Source organism: Shimia sp. (genome assembly GCF_022448905.1).
Lineage (GTDB): Bacteria > Pseudomonadota > Alphaproteobacteria > Rhodobacterales > Rhodobacteraceae > Shimia.
Genome location: NZ_JAKVCW010000004.1, coordinates 337,870 through 361,396, shown reverse-complemented (window position 1 = coordinate 361,396; position 23,527 = coordinate 337,870). Strand labels below are relative to the sequence as shown.

Genomic DNA, 23,527 nt, shown 5'->3' with positions numbered 1-23,527 from the left:
TTAGTTCACGCCGCTTTTGGTTCCAAAAACTTTGACGACGGACACTCGCGCGCCGAAGACGGCATGGCACCAGTGGAGATTTATGGCTACGAGTTTTCGACAGAAAACCAAGAAGTGGAATTCCTGACGCTGCTGGGCCCGGATGGCACGCCGCTGAGCGCGGAGGAAGTGGCCGACAATTTGGTGATTTATCAGGATGAAAACGGCACCGACGCGATCCTGGAATATGACGGTCGGATGATGGCGGTGATGCATGGGATAGATACCAATTTGATTGTGGATCACACCCTGTGGATTGGCAATTTCAACCCGTCGCCGACCACCACAGTCGCCCCGACCAGTGGCGGCAATGATGCCACGCAGATTTCCATGACGCTGCAAAGCTCGTCGGGCACAGGCATGTATGTCTCCCAAGAGATGTTTGGTGCCAATGCGGTGTTCAGCGTGAACACGGACATGGGCGTGCCGCTGGAGAACTACGTCGAAGGTGCGCGGGCGCTGGATATTGTGAATTTTCGCTTCCCGGCCGGTCAGGGCGACTCGTTGGATGGTGAAAATGAGGGCATCGACTGGCTCAATGTGATCGAGCTGGAAGAGAATGAAGAAGGCGAGATGGTGCTGCGCGAAGAGGTGCGCAATGCGCTGGATGCGGCAATTGCGGCGCATGACACCGGTACAGATGTGAAGGTCACGATGGTGATCGCGACCAAACTCTATTCCATCGAGGAATATGAGGACAAATACGACGACATTGCCCGGTTTGCCGAGATTATGGTCACCGACTATGCCGATCAGATCGAGGCGATTGAAATTGGCAATGAGTATTGGGCCATTGGTGAAACAGCCTATGGTACCAAAGCGGATATTGCCGCGCGCGCCTTGGCGGAAGGCATGGAGCGGGCTGGCGTGTCCGAGGACGATCAGCCAAGTATCATTGTGCAGATGGCGACGCCGAATGAAGGCAGCGAGTATCACACCTCGGTGGATGACCGCCCGTTTGGCGAGCGCCGCGATGACGCAAACCAGCACATCATCGATTTCCTGTCTGAAGAAGCACGCGACGCGATCGATGGGGTGGTGGAGCATTACTACTATCGCCGCGACTACGACGAGTTCACCGGTGATGGCAACGAGCAGGGCTTTATTCCTAACGACTATGCGATTTGGGAAGCCAATTTTGACAAGGAGCTCGATCTACATGTGACGGAATGGAACATCCGCACCACCAATCTGGAACAGAACGGTATCCGCTCGTCCGGCATTTTACCCGAGATGATGGAGTATATGGTCAGTTGGGGCACCGATGCAGCGCATGGTTGGCCGGTGGTTCATAACACCACCTCGATGTTGGCGGGAACGCGCTCTGACATGCCGATCCTCAATGAGGATGGATGGGTTGTGAACTCGGTGCGCGGCGCGACCTTTGATGTGAGGTCATCGGAACTGGTGGGAACGCAGCTGCTGGATACCAATTTTTCCAACGATGACGGTCGCATGGAGATTCAGGCCTATTCGACCAGCAGTAAGGTTGTGGTCCAAGTTGCTTCTCGAACTGGGGAAGCCGTGGATTTGGATCTGGATTTAACATCCTTGGTTTCTGGTTACTTGAGCGCTACTGGAGTCCAAGTTGGGTATGATCGCTCCGCCGACAGTTCTGACGGGGTGTATCGCGACGATGGCGAGTATGTTCAGGCAGAGAGCACCATCATTGATGGGGAGCCGTATTACTTTAATGAATACGATGTGCGGGCCACGGTCACAGAAGTGGAAGTGGACAGCGCAGAGGTTCAGCTATCTCTCAATCCTTATGAAATGGTACAGTTGGTTTATGAGTTTGGCCGAGAATCCCCGCCACCGCCTGCGGAAGAAGGGCGTCAGATAGTGGGGACCACAGGAAACGACAACATTGTGACGGGCGGTGGTAATGACTCAATTCTTGGCATCGAGGGCAATGATAACATCGTCGCCAACGGCGGGTTTGACACCATTCGCGGCGGGGAAGGCAACGATCGCATTGAAGGTGGCAAGCAGGATGACTTTGTCTATGGCGATGAAGGCAATGACGCGCTGTACGGCTACGGTGGAGACGATAGCCTGAAGGCGGGGGAAGGCAACGACAGCATTTCCGGCAATCAGGGCATGGATACGCTTTTGGGCAACGAAGGCGATGATGTGTTGCGTGGCGGCGACGACAACGACAGCATGAATGGAGGGCAAGGCAGCGACACCCTGAAAGGTGGCAGCGGTCGCGACACAATGACTGGCTACAATGGCGCGGACACCTTTGCCTTTGAGCTGGAGGACATGATGGATGGCGACATCATCACAGACTTTGAGCCGGGCCGCGATGTGATCTCGTTGGATTATGATGACATCACCTCGATTGATGACCTGACGATTTCCGAGGTGGCGCAGGGCATTGTGATCTATGTGGGCGATCATGGCGGCATGTTGTTGCAAGGGGAGTTGTCCTTGGCGCAGGTGGCAGATCCCAAGAACTTCCTTTTCACATAAAACCCTGGTGAGGCCGCTTCCTTGTGGTGTTTGATAGCGCTAAAACAACGTATCCCTGCCGCCTGTGGCGGGAAGGTTGTGGAGGAAGATTTTGCGCTACCTGTTTGAGCCAGCAGAGGTTTTTGCCCTTCCGGTGCGGGACGAAACCGCGCGTTATCCCGTGCGTCGGATTTTCTGTGTGGGGCGCAACTATGCGGCGCACGCGGCGGAAATGGGCGGAGAGGTGGATCGTGAGGCACCGTGGTATTTCACCAAGTCCGTGGCCCACGCGGTCTTAAGCGGCGCGGAATTGCCCTATCCAGCGGGCACGTCGAACTATCACCATGAAATGGAACTGGCGTTTGCCGTTGGTGCCGAGGTGTTTGAGGCGGATGAGGCCGAGGCTGCGGCGGCGGTATTCGCCTATGGGTGTGCCTTGGACATGACGCGGCGCGACCGGCAGCAGGATGGCAAGGATCATCGACGGCCGTGGTCGCTGGGCAAAGATGTAGAAGGGTCGGCGGTGTTCGCGGAGCTGACGCGGGTGAAGGATTTTGGAGCGATAGGCGATCAGACAATTGCGCTGTCTGTAAATGGCACGCCGCGCCAAGGCGGCAAATTGAGCGATATGGTTTGGTCGCCAACCGAGATTGTGATGCATCTGTCGAAATTCTATCACCTAGGACCTGGTGACGTGGTGATGACCGGCACGCCGTCTGGTGTGGGTCCGGTTAGCGCCGGGGACGTTATCCACGGTTCAATTGAGGGGCTCGCGCCGGTCGAACTGGCGTTGATGGTTACAAAAAGCTGACGTACTGAACCTGTTAAGAACTGTCGTGCCGGGGATGGCGTGGCAGACCAGCGCGAAGGACTATCATGGGGATCAAGTTTTTTTCCGACAAGGCGCGGCCAGTGCATCTGGGCCCGTACCCATTGGAACGACTAAAGCGGCAGGACACTGCCGCCTGGCAGAATGTGCCAGATGACCCCGTGTTGACCTTCCACCGTCCAGAGCAGCCAGAGAGCATCGTGAACGCCATGGGCGAGTTCCAGGCGATGATGGATGCACTGCGCGATGGGATGGTCAATGGCGTGCAGTCAGAGATTCCGAGTGATCCTGTGGAGCGGGCCAACCACCTAAAATCATTCGGGTATTTCAACGATGCCTCTATGGTGGGAGTTGGGCCGCTAACCGATGCGGCGCGGCTGGAGGAGCCGCGGCGCAACCCGGACATTGATCGGCTGGCTGAGGCGTTGCGCACGCGGCAGATCAAATCCTTGGCGGCGGGGATCGACCTGATTATGGCCGATCTTAAGGACTCCATGGAGATGCCACCCAGCTCGATTGAGAGCCACAAACATGCGCTGGTGTTTTTGATTGAACACCACCGGGACCCGGAGCGGGGCGAGCCCGGCAGTGACTGGATCTTGGACGCGCAGAACCATCGCGCCTGTTTGCGGGCCACGGAAAGTGCCGTGGTGATTGCCAATTATATCAGACTGTTGGGCTTTGGCGCCAAGGCACATACGGCGACGTCTTCGGATGTGGATTTGGGCAAGGTGGCGCTGTCGGCTGGGCTCGTGTCTTGTGAGGATGGCGCCTTGGTGGCGCCGTGGTTGGGCACGCGGTATGGCTTGGCAGTGATCACCACCGATATGGAGCTGGCCCATGATGGCGCGTTGGCACCGATGGCGGAACAGCCTTGGTTCAAGACGCAAGGGCCGGCCTGGTGGCTGGGCAAAGGCTTTGCCAAGTCGGCGATGAACCAGGACCCGTTCCGCAATCGGGACTACGTGAAGGGGGCGCAACCGTTTGAGCGGTTAAAACGGGTGGAGACGCCGACAACCTACATTGATGAGGCCAATGTGGCGCGGGTGCCCAAGCGCGCGGATATGTTTGCGCGGGTGCAGTTTGGCGACATGGGCAAGTCGCTGCAGGATGCAGCCAAAGGCGGTTACTACGTGCGTAAAGCCGCGCCAAGTATGGCGCAGCGGCGGGCCTTGGGGGCCTTTGTGCTGTTGCAGGATGGCGCCAGTGCTGAGGTTAAAAAGCCAACGGATTCAGAGCGTAACGCGGCGAATTTGAAAGCTGCGACCTACTTTCTTGGCGTGGATGCGGTGGGCTTGAGCCGTTGTCCGGAGTGGGCGTGGTACAGCCATGATGCCACCGGCACGCCGATCAACCCGGTGCATGACAATGCGATCAGCATGATCGTGGATCAAGGTTATGAAACCATGGAAGGCGCCAGCGGCGATGACTGGATCAGCGTGGCGCAGTCCATGCGCGCGTATTTGCGGTTTTCCTTGTTGGGCGGCGTGATCGCGCAGCAGATCCGCAATCTCGGCTACAAGGCTAAGGCGCATACGGTGATGGACGGAGAAGTGCTGCAACCGCCACTGCTGCTCCTGTCGGGGCTGGGCGAGGTGAGCCGGATTGGGGAGGTGATCTTAAACCCCTATCTGGGGCCGCGGTTGAAGTCCGGGGCGGTGACCACGGATATGCCGATGGATCACGACCAACCTATTGATTTTGGGCTGCAAAACTTCTGTGAGAACTGCAACAAGTGCGCGCGGGAATGTCCGTCTGGCGCAATCACAGCTGGTCCAAAGCTGATGTTCAACGGCTATGAGATCTGGAAGTCGGACAGTCAAAAGTGTGCGACCTATCGGATTTCGACGCCAGGCGGGTCTATGTGTGGACGGTGTATGAAGACCTGCCCCTGGAACCTAGAGGGGCTGTTTTCCGAGGCGCCGTTCCGCTGGGCGGCGAGCAATTTCCCGAGCCTTGCCAAACCTTTGGCCAAATTGGACGACGCGGTTGGCAATGGTGGGTTAAACGACACCAAGAAATGGTGGTGGGACATTGAGCTGGAGGAAGACGGGGCGTATCGGCCGACGCAGCATCCACTCAACCGGCGGGATTTGCAGAAAGATCTGGACCTGAAATATGAGGATCAGACGCTGGCGGTCTATCCAGCGGCGCTCGCCCCACATCCGTGGCCGTATCCGTTCCCGATGGATCGAGAGGCGGGGATTCAGGCCTATGACTCAATGGTTTCCGCTGAGGAGTATAAGGCGCGTGTGGCCTCCGGCGACGAAAGTGTGATTGACCGCTATGAGGTGCCGGATGCAGAGGATGCGCCGGTGTTGCAGGTGCAGATTTCGCATGTTGAGCCGATGACGGCGGATGTGACGAAGTATGAATTCCAGACCTTGGACGGCACGCCGTTGCCGGAGTGGACCGCGGGCGGGCATTTGGATGTGTTGGTCGCGCCGGAGTTTTTGCGCCAGTACAGCATGTCCGGAGATCCTAAAGATCGGTCAAAGTATCAGATCGGTGTGTTGCGTGAAGACGAAGGGCGGGGCGGAAGTGCTTTCCTGCACAGGATTTTCCGCGAAGGGCGCAAGGTGTTTGTGTCCAAGCCGATCAACCATTTTGAGCTGGTTGAGGATGCGACAAAGACCTTCCTGATGGGCGGCGGGATCGGGATTACGCCGATGATTGCCTTTGCCCATCGCCTGCATGATCTGGGCCGGGATTTTGCGTTGCACTACTCTGCAAGTCGCGAAGATAGCGCCGGATATATCAATGATCTCAAGGCAATGCCCTGGGCGGACAAGGTGGTGTTCCACTTCTCTGACAAGGGCACGCGGGCAGATTTGGACGCCTTGCTGAGCGGCTACCAGGATGGGTGGCATGTCTACACCTGCGGGCCGGACCGGTTTATGGACGGGGTGATGCAGGCAGCAGAGCGTCAAGGCTTCCCGGAAGAGGCGCGGCATTTGGAGTACTTCAATGTGCCGGAGCAGCCGGAGTTTGAGAACTTCGACTTCACACTGAAGCTCAAGGACGGACGGGAACTGCTTGTTCCGGCGGATAAAATTGCAACTGATGTTCTGCTGGATAACGGCGTGCATGTGGATGTGAAATGTGCCGATGGGATCTGCGGAGTCTGTAAATGTGGGCTTTTGTCCGGTGAGGTAGAGCACCGTGATTTTGTGCTGTCCAACAAGCAGCGTGAGAGCGCCGTGATCCTCTGTCAGAGCCGGGCAAAAGAGGCCGGTGGGGTGATCGAAATCGACCTATAGCGCGGTGCGTTAACCCTTGAGACTACCGACGTTTTGCGCGTCGGTATTCTGTCGGTGTCGCGGCTGTTTTGCGGAGGTGCGTGTTTTGAGGCGCGACAGGTTAACGCGCCTGCGCGTCTCTTAGAGTGATCCCGTTTTAGCGATCTCGAGCGCCGCGCCGATCACGAGGTCGGCGGCCACGGATGCCAGGATCATGCCCATAACGCGGCTGACAATGGCGGCACCGGAGTTGCCGATTGCGCGGATGATGGGGCCAGCGGCCTGCATGCAGAGGTAGGCAAACACCAGGACGACCAGCATAACCACGGCTGTGATGGCCTGATCCGGGATCGATACGGTGTTGTTGTCGGTCAAAAGAACAATCGCGAGCATGGCGCCGGGGCTTGCCAAGGACGGGACCGCCAGCGGGAAGACGGCCGGTGAGGGCTTTTGGGCCAGCTCGGCGTCTGCGTCGGCGGCGTGCTTGTCGCTCTCCGGTTTGCTTTCACCAAAGATCATGGTAAGCGCAAATAGGAAAAGCACAATGCCGCCCGCGACCTGGAAGGACAGCAGGCTGATGCCAAGGCCGTCGATCAGCAGTTGTCCGAAGACAAGGAAGAAGAGCAGGACCGCTGCAGAGACTGCTGCAGCAAGGAGGGCAGTTTTGCGCCGTTCCGGCGCGGTCATGGCGGCGGTGACGGCGATGAAGACGGGGATGGTGCCGATCGGGTCGATCACAACCCAGAGGGTGACAAAGCGTTCAAACAAATCCATGGGGGCAGGCTAGGGCGGTTTTGTGGGGAAGTCATTAGGGGTGATGCGGGGAAGTGCGCCCGCCGCCTGTGCGACGGGCGATGTTTTCTAGCCAACCAAGCGTTGGGTTTCGCCGGCGATGATGCCTTCTTCGTCGGTGGGGATGACAAAGGCGGCGAGACGGCTGTTTGCGGTGGTGATCCGGGCGTTTCCTGCCGCGTTGGCCGCGTCGTCGATGTCCGCGCCAAGCCAGGCGCAGCCTTGCAGGATGCGGGCGCGGATGGCGGCGGAGTTTTCGCCTATGCCGCCTGTGAAGACCAGAGAGCCAACGCCGCCCATGGACGCGGCCAAGGCGCCGATTTTCTTGCAAGCCTGATAGACAAAGAGGTCCACGGCCTCGGCGGCCGCCGGGCTGTCCGAGGCGAGCAGGTCGCGCATGTCGGAGCTGATATCGGAGACACCCAGGAGGCCGGATTTGGTGCCCAATGTGTCTTCGATGTCTGCCACGGACATGCCGCGGTCGCGTAGCATGTGGAAGATCACACCGGGGTCAAGTTCGCCACAGCGGCGGCCCATGACCAAACCGTCGAGCGCGGTGTAGCCCATGGTGGTGGCGACGGACTTCATGTTCTGCATGGCACACATGGAAGCGCCGTTGCCGAGGTGGGCCACGATGACTTTGCCATTGGGTTTGTCCAAGTGGTGCGGGAGTTGGGTGGAGATATAGTGGTAGCTCAGCCCGTGGAATCCGTAGCGCAGCACGCCATCATCAGAGAAGCTGCGCGGGATGGCGAAGAGCTGTGCGATGCGCGGCTGGGTGCGGTGGAAAGCAGTGTCAAAGCAGGCGACCTGCGGGATATCGGGCCAGCGGCGGGCGACGGCGGCGATGCCGGCGAGGTTGTGCGGTTGGTGACCAGGCGCCAGCGGGGCGAGGGTGCGCAGCTTGGCAATGACGTCGTCGGTGACACGCGCGGGGGCGGCAAAGTCTTGACCGCCATGCACCACGCGGTGCCCCGCACCGATGATGCGCAGGTTGTCGGAGAGGCCCGCGATATGGGTCAGCAGCCAGTCGAGAATTTCGGCGTGGGTGGCGTTGTCCGCCACCGGCACGTCAATGTGTTTAGCGCCGCCGTGGTATTGCGGGTCCAGGCCGATGCGGTCGACTTGGCCATGCAATATCTGTTTCAGATCAGCGCCATAGACGGCGTATTTGATGGAGGACGATCCGGCGTTCAGGACCAGAAAGGCGTCTTGTGTTTCCGGCATCACATCAGGTCCCGACCAAGGGTGTGGTGCACCATGAGCTGCGCCAGCGCGGCGGAGACCAGACGGCTGAGCGTGCCGTCGGCGCGGGAGGTCAGCATGATCGGAACGCGCGCGCCCAGCACGAGACCGGCGCTGTCGGCACCGGCGAGGTACATCAGCTGTTTGGCGATCATGTTGCCAGCTTCCAGGTCAGGGGCGACGAGGATGTCGGCTTCGCCAGGGACGGGAGATGTGATGCCTTTGGCGTCAGCGGCCTTGCGCGAAATGGCGTTGTCAAAGGCCAGGGGGCCGTCCAGCACGCCGCCGGTGATTTGGCCCCGGTCAGCCATTTTGCAGAGTGCTGCGGCTTCGACAGTGGAGGGGATCTTGGGGTAAATGGTTTCCAGCGCGGAGAGGATGGCCACTTTCGGCTCGTCGACGCCAATCGCGTGCGCGAGCTCAATGCTGTTTTGCACGATGTCGGCTTTGACCATCAGATCGGGGAAGATGTTGATTGCGGCGTCGGTGATCAGAAGCGGTTTGGGGTAGGTGGGCACGTCGAGGACAAAGACGTGGCTCATGCGGCGTTCGGTGCGCAGGCCGGTGACCTTGTCGACCACGGCGCTCATGACCTCATCGGTGTGCAGCGCGCCTTTCATCAGGGCCTGGGCCTTGCCTTCGCGCACAAGACGCACGGCGGCCTGGGCGCTGGCGTGGCTGTGTTTGGCGTCGACGATGTCCAACCCGTCGATGTTGTGGCCTTCCTCGGCTGCGACAGCTTTGATGCGGTCTTCGGGTCCGACCAGAATGGGGGTGATCAGGGTTTTGTCGCGGGCTTCGAGCGCGCCGATCAGAGAGGCGGCGTCACAGGGGTGCACAACGGCGGTGGCAATCGGGTCCAGCGGCGCGGTGGCGGCCAGCATGGCGTCAAAACTGTTCACGTGAGGGGCGGACTGTTCCAAGGGAGGCTCCAGTGCTCAAAAGGGTAATTTGTTGGCGCGTTATGCTCCCAATATGGAGGGCCCACTTTGATTCACAACAAAAATAGTGGGGAAAAGCCATGTCAAAGACGCAACCCTGCGTTACCTTGAGCGGGGCTGTGTAAAGCGCTGAAATTATAGAGGCTTAGGCGTTGGCGTCAAAGCATCCAAAGTGGGACTGTGCAAAGACCAAGGGTTTGCCTTCGCCGACCCAGAGGCGTTCCACCTGACCCACCACAATGTCATGGTCACCGCCATCGTGCACCGCATGGGTGCGGCATTCAAAGCGGGCCAGACAATCCGGCAACAGCGGCACGTGATCGGCGTTGGTGCCATGTTGCAATGTGGCGAAGGGATCGCCGTTGCGGGCGAAGTCCATGGCCAGTGCGCTTTGGTCATCGCGCAGCATATGGATGGCAAAGTGGCTGGCACCGGCAAAGAACGGGTGGCGCTCTGAATTGCGGGCCGGGCACCAGAGCACCAGCGGCGGATCAAGCGACACAGAAGAGAAAGAATTGGCGGTCATGCCAAGTGGACCCTGAGCGGTGGGCACGGTGACAACGGTCACACCGGTGGCAAAGCACCCAAGGGCGTCGCGGAAGCGGCGCTGGTTCTCAGCCGTAGGGGCAAAGGATTCATCCGTCATATGCAGGTTGTCTTTCATGTCGCGCATCCTAGCGCAGCAATGGGCCGAAAATAGGGCGGGCGCAAGAGACAGTTTGCTCTGCCTTTACGATTGTCAAATTCATCGACCACAGTGACTGCGGGCTCTCCTTATATATACATCGATTTTTACGCAAATTGCGGAGAGTTGGATTTTAACGACTGCCTTGTTTTGGCCCCAAGTCGAACACCGCGTGCCCCAGAAACAGACCGCAAATGGCACCGATTTGGTCCGAATGCTGCCCCAGATGCTTGTTCAAGTGATTTCAAGGATTTGAGGGAGGCACCATGCGCGCCATTAGACTACTCGCCACACTTGTAACGCTGCTGCCAGCCGTGTTGCATGCCGAAGCAAACGTAACAGGGAAGCTGCCCGGAGAGGCAGCGGTTGGACGCCTGATGTTGTCAGGTAAGGCGATGTGTACGGGCGCATTGATTTCACCGGAATTGGTGCTGACCGCCGCGCATTGTCTTTATGACCCGCGTACCGGCAAAAAACTCCAGCCCCATCAGATCGAGTTTCAGGCTGGTTTGAAGCGCGGCAAGGCCAAGGCGGTTCGCAAAGTCTCTGTTGCCACGGCGCATCCCGATTACATCCACAACCACAAGGGCAAAGCTCAAGTGGGCAGTGACATCGCGCTGCTGAAGCTGGGCACGCCAATTGCAAAGAACTCTGTGCTGCCCATGCGCTACGGTGCCAACCTGTCCAGCGGCGATATGCTGGGGGTGTTGAGCTACACCATCAGCAACCGCACCGATCCGATTCTGGAATATCCCTGCCGCGTGCTGGCCCGTCAGCAGGAAACGCTGGTGATGAGCTGTGAAGTCAACTTTGGCGCCTCTGGCGCGCCGGTTCTGGCGCTGACCAATGGCAACAACCCTGCGGTGGTTTCTGTGGTGTCTGCCAAGGCAGCGATGGGTGGAAAGAATGTCTCTGTGGGGACGCTGTTGAGCGCGGACACGCTCCGGCAAATGATTGCGGGTGGGTAAGCCTCCTGCTCTGGCTTACTTGTCCAACTCTGGCGGCCCTCGGGCCGCCATTTTTTGTTTATCAGGTGTTATTTGCCAAACAGAAGGCGCAGGCCGAGGGCGGAAAGTACCACGGCGGCGATGCGGTCGAGATAGGTCTTGGCGCGCAGGTAGGCGGCGCGGGCTGTGGCTGTGCTCATGCCAAAGGCCAGCAGGCTGTAGAAGATCAGCTCGATCACCAGGTGATTGGAGAAGATGAAGCCTTTTTCCGAGAGCGTCATGTTGGCGGGGAAGATCACCACCAGCACGGCGGCGGCAAACAACACCGATTTGGGGTTCATCAGGTTGATCATCAGCCCTTGCCAGAAAGCGTGATGGGCCGGTTTCACGTCGGTTGGTGCCAAAGGATCACGAGCGCCTTTCCACATGCCGTAGGCGATATACATCAGATAAAGCGCGCCGATGGTTTTCACGGCGAGGTAGGCCCATGGGAAGGCGGTGAAGATCACTTCCAGCCCCATAAGGGCGGCCAGGGTCCAGAGCGCGGCCATGAGGCCGAGACCGGCCCCCACAGCGAGACCAGCACGGCGGCCCGCGGTGAGGGTGGTTTTTACGGAAATCAGGAAAGCTGGGCCGGGACTGGCAATGGCGGCGGCCAGTGCAAGATTGAAGGTAAGGATGTGAGTGAGGTCCATGGGACGCGGCTCCTGTTGCTGTGCTTCAGGAGTACGGGAGGGCGCGGGACAAGTCACGGCATAGTTGCGGGGAAAGGAGCTGTGGCGCTGGCGTTGCTGATGATTTGTGCGGCGAGAATGTGGCGAGGGCTCGGGAGGTGACGTATGTCTAAATCTGTTCAGCTTTTATCTGCTTCTTCAACATCAAGCACAACACGGCCGCTAGGAGCAGGAACACTGCGCCGAGACTCCATGCGATGGAGAGGGAGTAGAGCTCTGCGACGGACCCGGTAAGGAGCAGGCCTAGTGCCGCGCCGAGTTGTTGGATCAGGGAACGCAGGGACAGCAGGGTGGAGCGCTGATGATCCGCAACGCAGCGGTGCAGGATGCTGCTGGCCGGGGTTTCGCAGATGCCGAGACAGATGGAATAGAGGATGAAGACGGTTGCGAAGGCGAGGATGTGGCCTTGGTAGGCGAGGGCGATTTGTAGTGCGGCGAGACAAGTAAAGGTGGCTGCGAGAGTTTTGGCGTGGTGGCGTTTGAAGAGTTTGCTGACGTGTGGCGAGAGCGCGGCACCAAAGGCGATGGCGAAGAAATAGGTGGCGGTCAGGGCGCCGATGGCGGTGTTGGCGAAAGTCGCGTCCAGCATCGGCTTGGCGAAAGTGGGCCAGAGCACCTCGACCGGGTTGGTGGCCATGAGGAAGATCGCCAGTGCGGCCAGCAGCAGGGAGAGCGTGCGGTGTTTGAGGGCCAGCAGGCCCGCGTCCTTGATCACCAGCGGCACGTTGGCAAAGCCTTGTATGAGCCCGCGTGGGTGCTTGGGGCGAGGCGGCTCGATGATGGCCAGCTTGGTAAAGGCAAACACGCCGAGCATCACGGCAAAGCTGGCAGCGTAGGAGGTGTCATAAGGGCTGAACCCGAGGGATTGCGCATAGGGTCCGAGGATGTCGGGGAGAAGGCCGCCGAGGATCGCGCCCATGGCGAGGCCAATGGCATTGGCAGTTTGCGCTTTGGCGAGGGCGGGTTGTACGTCCACGTTGGGGGCGGTTGTTTTGAAGGTTTCGACAAACCACGCGTCCAAGGTGCCGGATCGCAGGGCGCGGCCAAAGCCAATGAAAGCAAAAGAGAGCGCCAGCACGTAGAAATTGCTGCTGGAGAGAAACAGCGCGAGGGAGATCAGGCTGGCGATGACGGCTGTGAGGAAGACCGGCTTGCGCCCGATGCTGTCGGCCAAGCCGCCAAAGGGCAGCTCCATTGTCATGGTGGTCAGGGAATAAACCCCGAAAAGCAGCGAGATCTGGAAGAGATCCATGCCGCGGTCGGTCAAGGCCAGCGTGACCACGGCCACCGTGAGACCCATGGCAAAACGGTCCAGAAACTGGTGGATTTGGAACACCCGAATGTGGCGTTGTGCCGAGTCGCTGAGAGCTGAGAAGGAGAACGCGGTTTCTGGTGTCATGGTGGCACCTTCGACGTTGCGGTCAGGTTGCGCAACAGTTTGATCGCGCGGAGGTTGCGCCTAGGGCTCCCGGAAGGCCTCTTTGCTCTTATACAGCGGTTTCATCAGGTAGCGCAGGACGGTTTTGGAGCCGGTGTGCAGTTCCACGGTGGCGCGCATGCCGGGGCGGATTTCGATGGCCTTCTGGCGCTCAGTCAGCGCGTCGGCGTTCACGTTGACGGTGACCTTGTAGTAGGGCGGCGCAGAGGGGTCGCGTTCGTCTTCAAAAGTGTCTGCGGAGATGAAATCCACCTTGCCTTTGAGCGAGCCATAGATGGTGTAGTCGTAGGCGGTGAGTTTGATGGAGGCGTCTTGGCCCGGCTCGACGTTGGCGATGTTTTCCGGGCGGACTTGGGCCTCGACAAAAAGTTCTTCGCCCAAGGGGATGATTTCAAAGATTTCTTCGCCTGGCCGCACCACGCCGCCGATGGTTGTCACGGCGAGGTTGTTCACAATCCCGCGCATGGGCGCGGTGATCACGGTGCGCGACAGCTGGTCTTGCGCGAGGCGCATTTCCTGCTTGAGCGAGGTGATCTCTTTGAGGGTTTCGGAGTATTCCTCCGCCAGCGCCAGCTCGGCCTGGGTGAGGATGTCCATGTAGCGGATTTCGGCCTCGGAGGCTTTCTCGCGGGCCTTGTTGACCTCCAGCAGGGCGACAAACTCTTTCTTGTAGAGACGCTCCATGTTGGAGAGCTCTTCTTGGGCCTGTTCGAGCTGGGTGAAGGCGCCTTCGCGGCGGCTGTCGATGTCGGTCTGGCGGGCTTCGATCAGGGCTTTTTCAGAGGCCAGAATGCGGGGCGCGCGTTTGGCAAGCTCTTCAGGCACGTCAAATTCGAACTGGCCGTCGATCTCGGCTTCAAGACGCAGGCGGCGCAATTCCAACGCGTCGATCTGGTCTTGTAGGTCGTCAAAGGCGGAGCGGAATCGGGTGTCAGACAGAGTGGCGAGCACTTGACCCGCCTCAACCAAGTCGCCCTGTTTGACGGCGAGGTTGGCGAGGATGCCGCCTTCGAGGTTTTGCACGGATTGGGAGCGTGAGGAGGACACGACCTGACCGTCAGCCCGCACAATTTCGTCGACCCAGGCAAAGGCGGACCAGATGACAAACAGCCCGACTGCGGCGGCAATCAGGCGGATCGTGAGGCGGGAGGCTTTGAGTTGCTCGTCGAGGCCGGTTTCGTTCTCAAACTCGGATGTGGTCATCCGTTGGCCCCTCCGGCGAGGTGGGCGAGGACTTGTTCCCGTGGGCCATCGACCACGAGGCGGCCGTTTTGCAGGATCAGCGTGCGGGTGGAGAGCGCAAGGATCGGCGTGCGGTGGGTGGCGATAAGGGCGGTTCGGCCTTCGAGCCAAGTGGACAGGCGGCTGACCAGCGTGCGTTCTAGCGTTTGGTCGAGCGCAGCGGTGGGCTCATCGAGCAAAACGATGCTGGGGTTTTGCAGCCAGAGGCGCGCCCAACCGATAGATTGGCGCTGGCCGATTGACAGTCCTTCGCCGCTGTCGCGGATTTGTAGGTCCAGCCCCTGCGGATGATTGCGCAGGAAGGGACCGAGGCCGGCAAAATCGAGCGCGGCCATCAGGCGGTCGTCGTCGCGTTCGAGCTGTGTGAGGTTGAGGTTGTCCCGCAAGGAACCTGCAAACAGGCGCACGTCCTGGCTGAGGTAGCCGATATTGCGGCGCAGGTCGCGTTGGTCGATCTGGCCCATGTCGGTGCCGTCGAGCAGCACGCGGCCTTTGGTGGGGCCGTAGAGACCGGCCATGAGCTTCAGCAGCGTGGATTTGCCGGAGCCATTGGCGCCAAGGATAGTCACGCGCTGGCCCGGTTTGATGACCACGCCGGGCACATCGAGGGAGGCGCCGCTGTCTTCGTCATAGGCAAAGGACAGCTCGCGCAGTTCGAACTGGCCCTCGAGTTTTTCGCGGCGCAGGTATTTGCGCTCGCCGTCTTTTTCCTGCTCAGAAAGCGCAATGGCATCAAGGCTTTCCAGCGCGCCTTTGACGTTGGACCAGCGCGCCAGAGTGCCCGCGAACTGAGTCAGCGGGGCCAGCGTGCGCGAGGTGAGGATGCCGCAGGCGATGATGGTGCCGACGGTGAATTCGCCCGCAAACACCAGATAGGTGCCGATCACCACAGTGGCGATATAGGTCATTTGCTGCACGCCTTGGGACCAGTAGGTCAGGGCGGAGCTGAGGCGGCGTTGTTCGGCGGAGGAGTGGCTGGAAACGGCGTTGAGCTCGTCCCACAGGCGCAGCACGCGGTCTTCGCCGCGTTGGGTTTTCACGGTGTCGAGCTCAGTGATGACCTCTTGCAGCAGGCGGCCTACTTTGGCGGAGGCGCCTTGGGTTTCGCGCGACAGGCTGATCATGCGTTTTTGCAAGACATAGGCGGGCAGGACCATGAGCACGCCGCCGAGCATCAACACCCAGACAAGGTTGCCTGCGATGGAAGCCACCAGTGCGAGGAAGATGACAATAAACGGCATGTCTGCCAGCACCGAGATGGTGGTGGAGGTGAAGAAGTCACGCACCGCGCCGAAATCGCGCATCGCGGCAAACAGGCCGGATGGGGGCAGGGGGCGGCGGTCCGAGCGCATGCCCAACAGGCGCTTCATCAGGCGGTGCTGGATGGAAAGTTCCATGCGGCGGCCAGCGGCGTCGCTCATCTTGGCGCGGGCGAGTTTGAGCAGGCCTTCGAGGCCAATGGCGAAGATTGCGCCGACGGCGAGCACCCAAAGGGTGGCTTGAGACTGGTGCGGGATGACGCGGTCGTAGACTTGCAGAGAGAAGAGCGCGACGGCGACGGCCAAAAGGTTGGCAACGAGCGAGCCCAGCATGATCTCGCCCATGTGGCGGCGGTATTTGGTGAATTCGCCCCAGAACCAGTGGCCGGACATGCCGTCTGCGATCTGCGGCACGTGACGCTCGGCCAGTTGGCGCAAAGAAACCTTGGCGCGCAGGGCGGTGCCGGAGAAGAAGGGCTCAAACTCGTTGACTGGCACTTCGGCGCGATTGTCGGCGCAGCTGTCGTCATAGACGTAGAGCGTGTCTTCGTCCTGAGACAAGACCAAAATGGCCTGCCCATTGTTCATCATCGCGACGGCGGGCCAAGCGGCGGCGGTGACCTTCATCTTGTGATGAATTTTGGGTTCCACACCGGCATGGGCGAGCGCGCCAGAGAGCGCTTTGACAGAGACATCACCAGGCGCATTGGTCCACATATGCTCGGCCACATCGGTGACCGGAATGTCGACGCCGTTAAGCGAGGCGAGTGTGGAGATCAGCGTGGCGCGGTGTTGGATGCGGGTGGCGGTGGCCTCCACCAGATCGTGGATGGCATCCGACGGCGCAGGCGCTGCCGCAGGTTTGGCTGGTGCCGGTGCCGCGACGGCTTTTGGATTGATTTGAGCGACTTGTGCGGGGGAAGGCGTTTGGGTAGGCGCGGGGGCTTTGTTGGCGGCTTTGGTGGATTTCACCGCCGCAATTGAGAGCACCACCGGTGCTTTGCCTTTGGGTGTCCCGTCGCTCAAATTGCGTCTCCGTCTGCCAGCAAGCCCAGATCACGGGCGAGCTCTAGTTGCGCCAGCAGCTTGTCGTATTTGGCGTCGACGCCGTCAAGGGAACGCAGCACGGATTGTTCGTAAACATCGACCACTTCGAGCACGGAGCGTTGGCCGGCGCGGAACTGAGCTTCAAACAGTTTGTAGGTGTCGCGGCCTTCGCGGGCGAGCTGGTTGGCCTCACGCTCTTGGCGTTCGAGGCTTTGGATGTTGCTTTCCAGACGTTTGCGGTCGCGCGCGCCATCTTCGCGGGCTTCGTCCACCTGGCGGGCGGCAATGTCTTTGGAGGCTTCGATGGCTTTCAGGCGGTCGCCGGTGCCAAGGCCGAGACCAACGTCGTTGGAGAGGTTCAGACCCGCGCTGTTGCCGCGGTTGGTGGTGCGGGCGGTGGCCTTGAGACCGGGCAGTTGCGCGGCGCGTTCCACGGTGGCTTGGGCGACGGAGCGTTCGGCTTCGGCGCGGGCGCGCAGCACGTCCAGCGGTTCTACCGCTGGGTAAGACTGGGCAGAGAGGGCGGAGACCGGCTTCAGCGTAAAGGCGGTGCCGGTCATGGCTTTGAGTTCGGCCAGAGCGGTGCCTGCGCTTTCAGCGGCGGTTTCGCTTTTGGTTTCCAGAGTCTGGATTTTGGTGCGCACCATGCGCAGGTCGCCTTTGTTGGAGACACCACCGTCCACACGCCCCTGCACAATGCGCTCAAAATGATGCAGCTGGGCGAGGCCTTTGTTGCCAACCTGGGCCTTCTCCTGACCGCGCAAGCCTTTGATATAAAGCGCTAGCGCGGTGTAGGTGCGTTCGTTCAGATCTTCGGAGAGGGTGACGGCCGCAACTTCGACATCGGCGGCGGCATATTCACGCTCTGCCTTTTTGCGGCCGTGGTCAAACAGCACCTGTTCAAACACAAGACCGGCGATCACGTCGCTGAGGGTGTTGAGGGAAATTTCGGGGCTCAGGGTCGGGAGCCAGTTTTTGTTTTCAGCCTGGGCGCGCAATTTGGCGGTTTGCAGTTGGGCCTCGGCGGAGCGGCGCGAGGAAGTCAGCGCCACGTCGGCCACGTGTCCCATCGCGCTGTCGTTTGGAATGACGGAGCGGCGGGCCAGAAGCGTGTTGAGGATTTCGCTTTGGGTTTTGGCATCCGCGTCCTGCTCAAAGCTGGTGCGTTTGCTGACCTCGGCGGCGGCCTCGGCGCCTTCGGGTTTGGCTTTCAGCAGGCCCATGGGCTTGCTCATGTCCGGCAGGTGCTCGCTCATATTGGCCATGCAGCCGCTCAGAAGCGTGGCTCCCAGGAGGAGCGGCAAGCAAGTGGGGAGATGGCAGCGGGACATGGTGGCAGCGATATTCCGGAGCTTTGGATTTGCGAGGGGCGGCCCGTGGCCGCCCCAAAACGATCATCAGATGATGACGTTGATGTCTTGGTCGACGATCAGGGTCACGCCGTCATTGCCAACGGTGTAGACATCATAGGCTTCGCCTTCGATGTCCACGGTCTGGTTGGTTTTGGTTGCGTCGGTGACGGTGATCTGGTCATCAGATCCGCCGTGGATCGTGAGCGTGTCGGATGTGTCAGACAGCTCTTTGATCTGGGCCTCGGTCAGGGTCAGGTTTGCGTCCGACGCGTAGTCCAACTCGATGCCTTCGATGTTGAAGTTGCCAGCCGCAGCGTGATCCAGCGTGCCTGCGTTGGTGACGTTGTCATCCAGCACCAGCAATGTATCGGACTGGTTGCCCGCGTCATCCGTGGAGGCAATCACCAGATGGGTGCCATCGGAGGCTTTCGGGTTCAGCACATATAGGGATTCATCGCCACCCAGCGCCACTTCTGTAGTGGCCAGTTCGGCGGTGGAGCCGTCCTGGTTGAGGGCGTGGATTTCGTAGTCCTGATTTTCAGTGCTGAGCGACAGAGAGGTCACATCGTCGTCCGAGAAGGTCACGGATTGCACAACCGGGTTGGTGATTTCGGTGTCCACGGCGAAGGTGGCGTTGGCGGTGGCGGTGTTGCCGGCCGCATCGGTCACCGAGAGGGTGGCGTTTGCGGTGTAAGTGCCTTCGGCCAAGGAGCCATTTTCGTAGGTCACAAACCAGTTGCCGGACGCATCAGACGTTGTGCTGCGCACCACGCCGTCCACAGTCACAACCACCGAGGAGTTTGGCTCCGTTGTGCCTTCCAGTACCACACCGCCTTGCATTTGCGCGGCGTTGACCGGAGCGGCAAATACGCCTGCAGAGAGGTCCACGTCGATCGAGGTGGTGGTGTCCACATGGATGGTCGAGGTGGCAGTGGCCGTGTTGCCCGCGGCATCGGTTGCGGTCACGGTCACCGGGGTGTCGTATTCCCCTTGCGGGATGTCCGCAGCGGTGAAGTTGGCCACCCAGGTGCCGTTTGCGGCGGCGGTGACAGTGCGAGAGGCTCCAGCGATCTGCACAACCACGCTGCTGCCCGCGTCGGCGGTGCCGGTGAGGCTCAGACCGCCAGCCACTTCTGCGGCGTTGGCGATGTCGTCACCGCCTGCCTGGCCGGTGTTGATGCCTGCGGACAGTTCGGTGTCCACAGCCACGGTACCGGTGGTGGTGGCGCTGTTGCCTGCCGCATCGGTTGCAGTGATGGACACGGTGCTGTTGTAGGTGCCCTGTGGGATTTCACCGCCTGCGAAGGTCGCCGCCCAAGTGCCGTTGGCCGCGGTGGTCACGGTGTGGGTCACACCTTCCATGGTCACAGCCACGGAAGAGCCAGGCTCTGCGGTGCCGGTGAGGGTGAAGCCACCAGCCACTTCGGTGGCGTTGGCGGTGTTGTCGCCGCCCAGCTGGCTCGGGTTCATGGCCGCCGAGATTTCGGTGTCCACGCGGAAGCTGTCCGACGTGCTGGTCACGTTGCCCGCGAGATCGGTTGCGGTCACGGTCACGGTGGTGTCGTAGGTGCCCTGCGGGATTTCACCGGCGGCAAAGGTGGCAGACCAGCTGCCATCGCCAGCGGCGTTCACGGTATGGGTGACGCCTTCAACGGTCACAGCGACCGACGAGCCCGGCTCGGCGGTGCCGGTGAGGGTCACGCCCGCCGCGGCTTCGGCAGCGTTCACGATGTCATCGCCCGCAATCGGAGAGGTGATCGTCGCAAGGCCGTCTGTGTCGATGTGAACAGTGAAGGTCTCGGTGTGGCTGTTGCCTGCCAGATCGGTGGCGGTGATGGACACGGTGCTGTCGTAAGTGCCGGTGCCAATCTCAGAGGCATCAAAGGCCGACGACCAGCTGCCGTCATTTGCGACGGTCACGGTCTGGGTCACACCTTCGAACAGGATCGAAAGCGAAGACCCTGGCTCGCCAGTGCCGGAAAGTACAACGCCGTCAGAGGCTTCCGTGGCATTGATGATGTTGTCACCTTCCACGATGCCCATGTCCACGCCGGGGGCAATGGTGTCCACTTCGAGCGTGTCGGTCACGGTGGTGACGTTGCCGCGCTCATCGGTGGAGGTGATGGTGATGCCGGTGGTGTATTCGCCGGTGGAGAGTGAGGACGAGTCAAAGGTCACAGACCAGGAGCCATCGCCTTGCACAGTGGTGCTCTGAGTCACGCCATCGATTTCCACGGTCAGCGCTGCGCCGGGTTCGCCGGTGCCACTGATGACGTGGCCGGTGGTGTGATCGTCTTCGTTGACAATGTCCCCGGTGGACACGGTGCCGTCCATGACAGACACGTCCGGCGGGGTGGTGTCGATGTCCACCGACGGGCCATCCAGATCGTAGACAGTGCCATCTGGGCCTTCGACAGTGACGTCGACATCATAGTCGCCATCATCAGGCAGATCGCCGGGCTCAAAGATCACTTCGTAGGTGCCGTCGTCGCCCACGGTGCCGGTGCCGGTTTCGTCGCCGATGGTCACGGTCACGGTTGAGCCGAGTTCACCGGTGCCAGTGATGGTCACGCTGTCGTCGCCGGTGCCCCCCACAATGCGGGGGACGTCCGCGTCGTCTACGGTTGGAAGGATGGTGTCATCGTCACCCCCATCGTCTCCGTCGTCATCATCATCACCGCCGCCGTCTCCCCCATCGTCTCCGCCGGTGGTGTCGTCGTCGTTGGGCTCCTCGTCGCCGCCGTTGTCGTCGTCGCCGTTATCGTCGCCAGTGCCATCGTCACCTTCGCCACCATCAACGGTGTCTTCACCTTCGCCGCCGCCAAGGGTAGAAGCCACTGCGGCTGCACCGCCCACGCCAAGAAGACCGGGCACCAGGCCTGCGAGGGGCGCGGCGAGAGGGGCGACAACCGGTTCAACCCGCTCCAGATCAAGGAATGCGAGTTGGTCATACTCGCTCCATTTGTCGGTCATGGACACCGACTCATATTGGGCAAAATACTGATCGTTGATCGGGTCTCCGAGGTCGACCACCTGTAGCTGGCCGTCTTTGGACAGGAGCAACTCACGTTCGTCGCCAGAGAAATAATTCTCAAGGGTGATGGTCTCGCCGCTCACCAAGTAAATCACCAGATTGCCGCCGTCATTCACATAACCGGCCACCTCTGCGGGCGTGAGATTCAGGGAGACTTGCGAAGCCTGCTGGATTGCGATGACGCCATTGGCAGTTTCGGCTGTTTGGCCGCGCACAACAACTCCGTCCGTACCGCGGACGGCATAACTATAACTACTCATGTATTCTACCGCTCTAGGTTGTTCGGGCTTATGCCCTTGTTTGATTTGCTCTGACTATAAATGTGACCGGAACGTAAGCCAATCACTTTTTTGCCATATTTGCTTAAAACTAAGGGTTTTCCTAGTTTTTGGAGTCGGTCTGCAGTGTTTTTTGGATAAGCTTCCGAGGTTGAAGGGGAATCTTGGGGTGCTGTAGGTGCAGCCTCTAGGGATTGTGGTTTGAGGCTGTTAGGCGAGCAAAGGTTGGGTTCTCGTTTTGCCTTAATCGTTAACAGCGTTTTAGTGGCTGGAAAGTAATTCAAAGCACACTCTTAGGTTGTTTTTGACTTGTGGGTATGTGTGTGACCGTCGCAGTGTGGCTCTGGTGGTCTCCAAATCAGTTGCTGGCTTGTCGCGAGGGGGGCTCCTGTTGTCTTTCGTGGTGGACAAGTGGCGTTGAGGCGGCATGTCTTGGCGGAAAATGGCCGAGCCATGGTCCCAAACTATTTTACTGCCGCCCCTTGAAATCTAGCCCTCTGAAAATCCACATGAAACGGGAAGGGGGCGGCATTTTTCCCCCTTTGAGATCATGCGACTGGCTGTGAATACGCGCCAATTTGAAGGGCAATGCAGCCAACGCGCAAAAAGGCGCTTATTCTCGGCCAAAATCAGCCGGTTGACGGGTTTGTCATTTGGGTGTGAGCGGCCTAGACGCCAGATGGTCTTTTGTTGACCTGCGCCGAGACGGCGTGACGGAGGGAGCAGGGAGCTGCTTTCGGGTTGACGGAAGACACATGAGTGGATGCCTGAGTTTGAGCTGGTCGTGCGGCTTAAGGCAGGTGATTAGCAAGCCCCCTGAACGAGCAAGCGGGGGCATATGGAGACAGAAGATGGTTGGAAAAAAACACTCTGTATGGGTCGCCCCAGCGGCCCTGGTTGTGGGCAGTGTTGCGATGACGTCAGCGGCGTCCGCGCAAGAGGAGTTTCGGTTTTACGGGTTCCTGAACGGGGCTGTGACCAGCGTGGATGATGGTGTGCAGAAGCGCAACGAGTTCAGTGACAACAGCAACGCGCCAAGCCGGATCGGGGCGTGGTATGAAATGGGTACGGGTGCGGGTACCCTGAAGTTTAACTTCGAAACCGCTTTGGGTCTGCGGGGCACATCCAGCCTGAGCGCGACCTCCAATGATGACTTCTTTGATTGGGACAAGACGGATCTGCGTAAGTTTGAAGCCATCTATGAGACCGATCGCTTTGGCACATTCTACGCTGGTCAGGGTTCCATGGCGTCTGATGGCATTTCTGGCGGTACGGATTTGTCCGGCACCGACCTGTCCGGTACGGTTGCCGTGGCCGATACCGCGGGCGGCTTTGCCTTCCAACCGGTAGGCGGCGGTGCCGCAGGTCCAACCATTGGCGACGTGTTCAAGGACTTTGACGGCAGCCGGAAGGGTCGTGTGCGGTATGACACGCCAAGCTTCGGCGGGTTTGTGGTCTCGGCCTCGGCGGGTACCGAAATCCTGAAAGACAATGATGACACCAACTTCTACGACGTGGCGCTGCGCTATGGGGCGGATCTCGGTGACACCACTCTGCGGGCGACGTTGTCTTATGCGCAGACCGATGGTGCGGCGGATGACTCCAAGTCGGTGGTGGGCTCGGTCGGGGCGCTTCATAACCCAACCGGGATCAGCGGCACGGTGACACTTGGTCAGAACGATCGCGACAGCGGGCGCAAGAGTGACTACGTCTATGCCAAGCTTGGCTATCAGCGGGATTGGTTCAGCTTTGGACGTACCCATCTGTCCGTCGATGCCTATCGCGGCAACGACATGGCGGCAGTGGGTGACAAATCGGTCAGCTACGGGTTTGAAGCGGTGCAGAAGATCGACAACGCCAATGTGGATTTGTTCTTCAGCTACCACCAGCATGGCTATGACGTGACCACCGGCACCACTTACAACGACGTGGACGCCTATATGGTGGGCGCGCGCTGGAGCTTCTAAGCTTG

15 protein-coding genes are annotated in these 23,527 nt (G+C 59.9%); 5 read left to right on the top strand and 10 right to left on the bottom strand.

Features of this window, described 5'->3' with window-relative positions; all coding sequences use genetic code 11:
- From MK208_RS06820 to MK208_RS06810, 3 genes are all read left to right on the top strand, one after another.
- Nucleotides 1-2,514, top strand: a 2,514-nt coding sequence (locus MK208_RS06820; RefSeq protein ID WP_294115225.1) for a calcium-binding protein, incomplete at its 5' end; no start/stop codon positions are given.
- Between the two features lie 88 nt (nucleotides 2,515-2,602).
- Complete coding sequence (locus MK208_RS06815) at nucleotides 2,603-3,304, top strand: fumarylacetoacetate hydrolase family protein (protein WP_294115249.1); 702 nt, start codon at nucleotides 2,603-2,605, stop codon at nucleotides 3,302-3,304.
- A 65-nt stretch (nucleotides 3,305-3,369) separates the two neighbouring features.
- A complete protein-coding gene (locus tag MK208_RS06810; RefSeq protein WP_294115223.1) occupies nucleotides 3,370-6,582 on the top strand; it encodes a reductive dehalogenase domain-containing protein in 3,213 nt (1,070 codons plus the stop codon).
- A gap of 120 nt (nucleotides 6,583-6,702) precedes the next feature.
- On the opposite strand, the gene MK208_RS06805 is transcribed toward MK208_RS06810, so the two are convergent.
- The 4 genes from MK208_RS06805 to MK208_RS06790 form a co-directional block, all read right to left on the bottom strand.
- The gene (locus MK208_RS06805) at nucleotides 6,703-7,335 is read right to left on the bottom strand and encodes a MarC family protein (protein ID WP_294115221.1); all 633 of its coding nucleotides are present in this window, start codon (nucleotides 7,333-7,335) and stop codon (nucleotides 6,703-6,705) included.
- An 87-nt stretch (nucleotides 7,336-7,422) separates the two neighbouring features.
- A complete protein-coding gene (locus MK208_RS06800; protein WP_294115220.1) occupies nucleotides 7,423-8,580 on the bottom strand; it encodes an acetate/propionate family kinase in 1,158 nt (385 codons plus the stop codon).
- The gene (locus tag MK208_RS06795) at nucleotides 8,580-9,521 is read right to left on the bottom strand and encodes a bifunctional enoyl-CoA hydratase/phosphate acetyltransferase (protein WP_294115217.1); all 942 of its coding nucleotides are present in this window, start codon (nucleotides 9,519-9,521) and stop codon (nucleotides 8,580-8,582) included. Before MK208_RS06795 ends, MK208_RS06800 begins: the two co-directional genes overlap by 1 nt.
- A gap of 163 nt (nucleotides 9,522-9,684) precedes the next feature.
- On the bottom strand, nucleotides 9,685-10,185 hold the full coding sequence (locus MK208_RS06790; protein WP_294115248.1) for a flavin reductase family protein: 501 nt from the start codon (nucleotides 10,183-10,185) through the stop codon (nucleotides 9,685-9,687).
- Nucleotides 10,186-10,490: 305 nt separating this feature from the next.
- Here MK208_RS06790 and MK208_RS06785 point away from each other — a divergent pair, with 305 nt between their 5' ends.
- Nucleotides 10,491-11,192 (top strand): trypsin-like serine protease, encoded by a 702-nt coding sequence (locus MK208_RS06785; protein WP_294115215.1) that lies wholly within the window; start codon nucleotides 10,491-10,493, stop codon nucleotides 11,190-11,192.
- Between the two features lie 68 nt (nucleotides 11,193-11,260).
- Here MK208_RS06785 and MK208_RS06780 read toward each other — a convergent pair whose 3' ends face one another.
- The 6 genes from MK208_RS06780 to MK208_RS06755 all read right to left on the bottom strand — a co-directional run bounded on the left by MK208_RS06780 (nucleotide 11,261) and on the right by MK208_RS06755 (nucleotide 21,537).
- The gene (locus MK208_RS06780; RefSeq protein ID WP_294115214.1) at nucleotides 11,261-11,866 is read right to left on the bottom strand and encodes a LysE family transporter; all 606 of its coding nucleotides are present in this window, start codon (nucleotides 11,864-11,866) and stop codon (nucleotides 11,261-11,263) included.
- 148 nt (nucleotides 11,867-12,014) lie between these two features.
- A complete protein-coding gene (locus tag MK208_RS06775; protein ID WP_294115212.1) occupies nucleotides 12,015-13,304 on the bottom strand; it encodes an MFS transporter in 1,290 nt (429 codons plus the stop codon).
- Nucleotides 13,305-13,364: 60 nt separating this feature from the next.
- Nucleotides 13,365-14,546, bottom strand: a complete 1,182-nt coding sequence (locus MK208_RS06770) for an HlyD family type I secretion periplasmic adaptor subunit (RefSeq protein WP_294115209.1) — start codon at nucleotides 14,544-14,546, stop codon at nucleotides 13,365-13,367.
- Nucleotides 14,543-16,870: a type I secretion system permease/ATPase gene (locus MK208_RS06765; RefSeq protein WP_294115204.1), complete on the bottom strand. Its 2,328-nt coding sequence runs from the start codon at nucleotides 16,868-16,870 to the stop codon at nucleotides 14,543-14,545. The genes MK208_RS06770 and MK208_RS06765 overlap by 4 nt, the downstream gene beginning before the upstream one ends.
- Nucleotides 16,867-18,147: a TolC family protein gene (locus MK208_RS06760; protein WP_294115202.1), complete on the bottom strand. Its 1,281-nt coding sequence runs from the start codon at nucleotides 18,145-18,147 to the stop codon at nucleotides 16,867-16,869. Before MK208_RS06760 ends, MK208_RS06765 begins: the two co-directional genes overlap by 4 nt.
- 141 nt (nucleotides 18,148-18,288) lie before the next feature.
- Nucleotides 18,289-21,537, bottom strand: coding sequence for an Ig-like domain-containing protein (locus MK208_RS06755; protein WP_294115201.1), 3,249 nt, complete (start codon nucleotides 21,535-21,537; stop codon nucleotides 18,289-18,291).
- A gap of 869 nt (nucleotides 21,538-22,406) precedes the next feature.
- Here MK208_RS06755 and MK208_RS06750 point away from each other — a divergent pair.
- The gene (locus MK208_RS06750) at nucleotides 22,407-23,522 is read left to right on the top strand and encodes a porin (protein ID WP_294115198.1); all 1,116 of its coding nucleotides are present in this window, start codon (nucleotides 22,407-22,409) and stop codon (nucleotides 23,520-23,522) included.
- Nucleotides 23,523-23,527 lie beyond the last annotated feature (5 nt).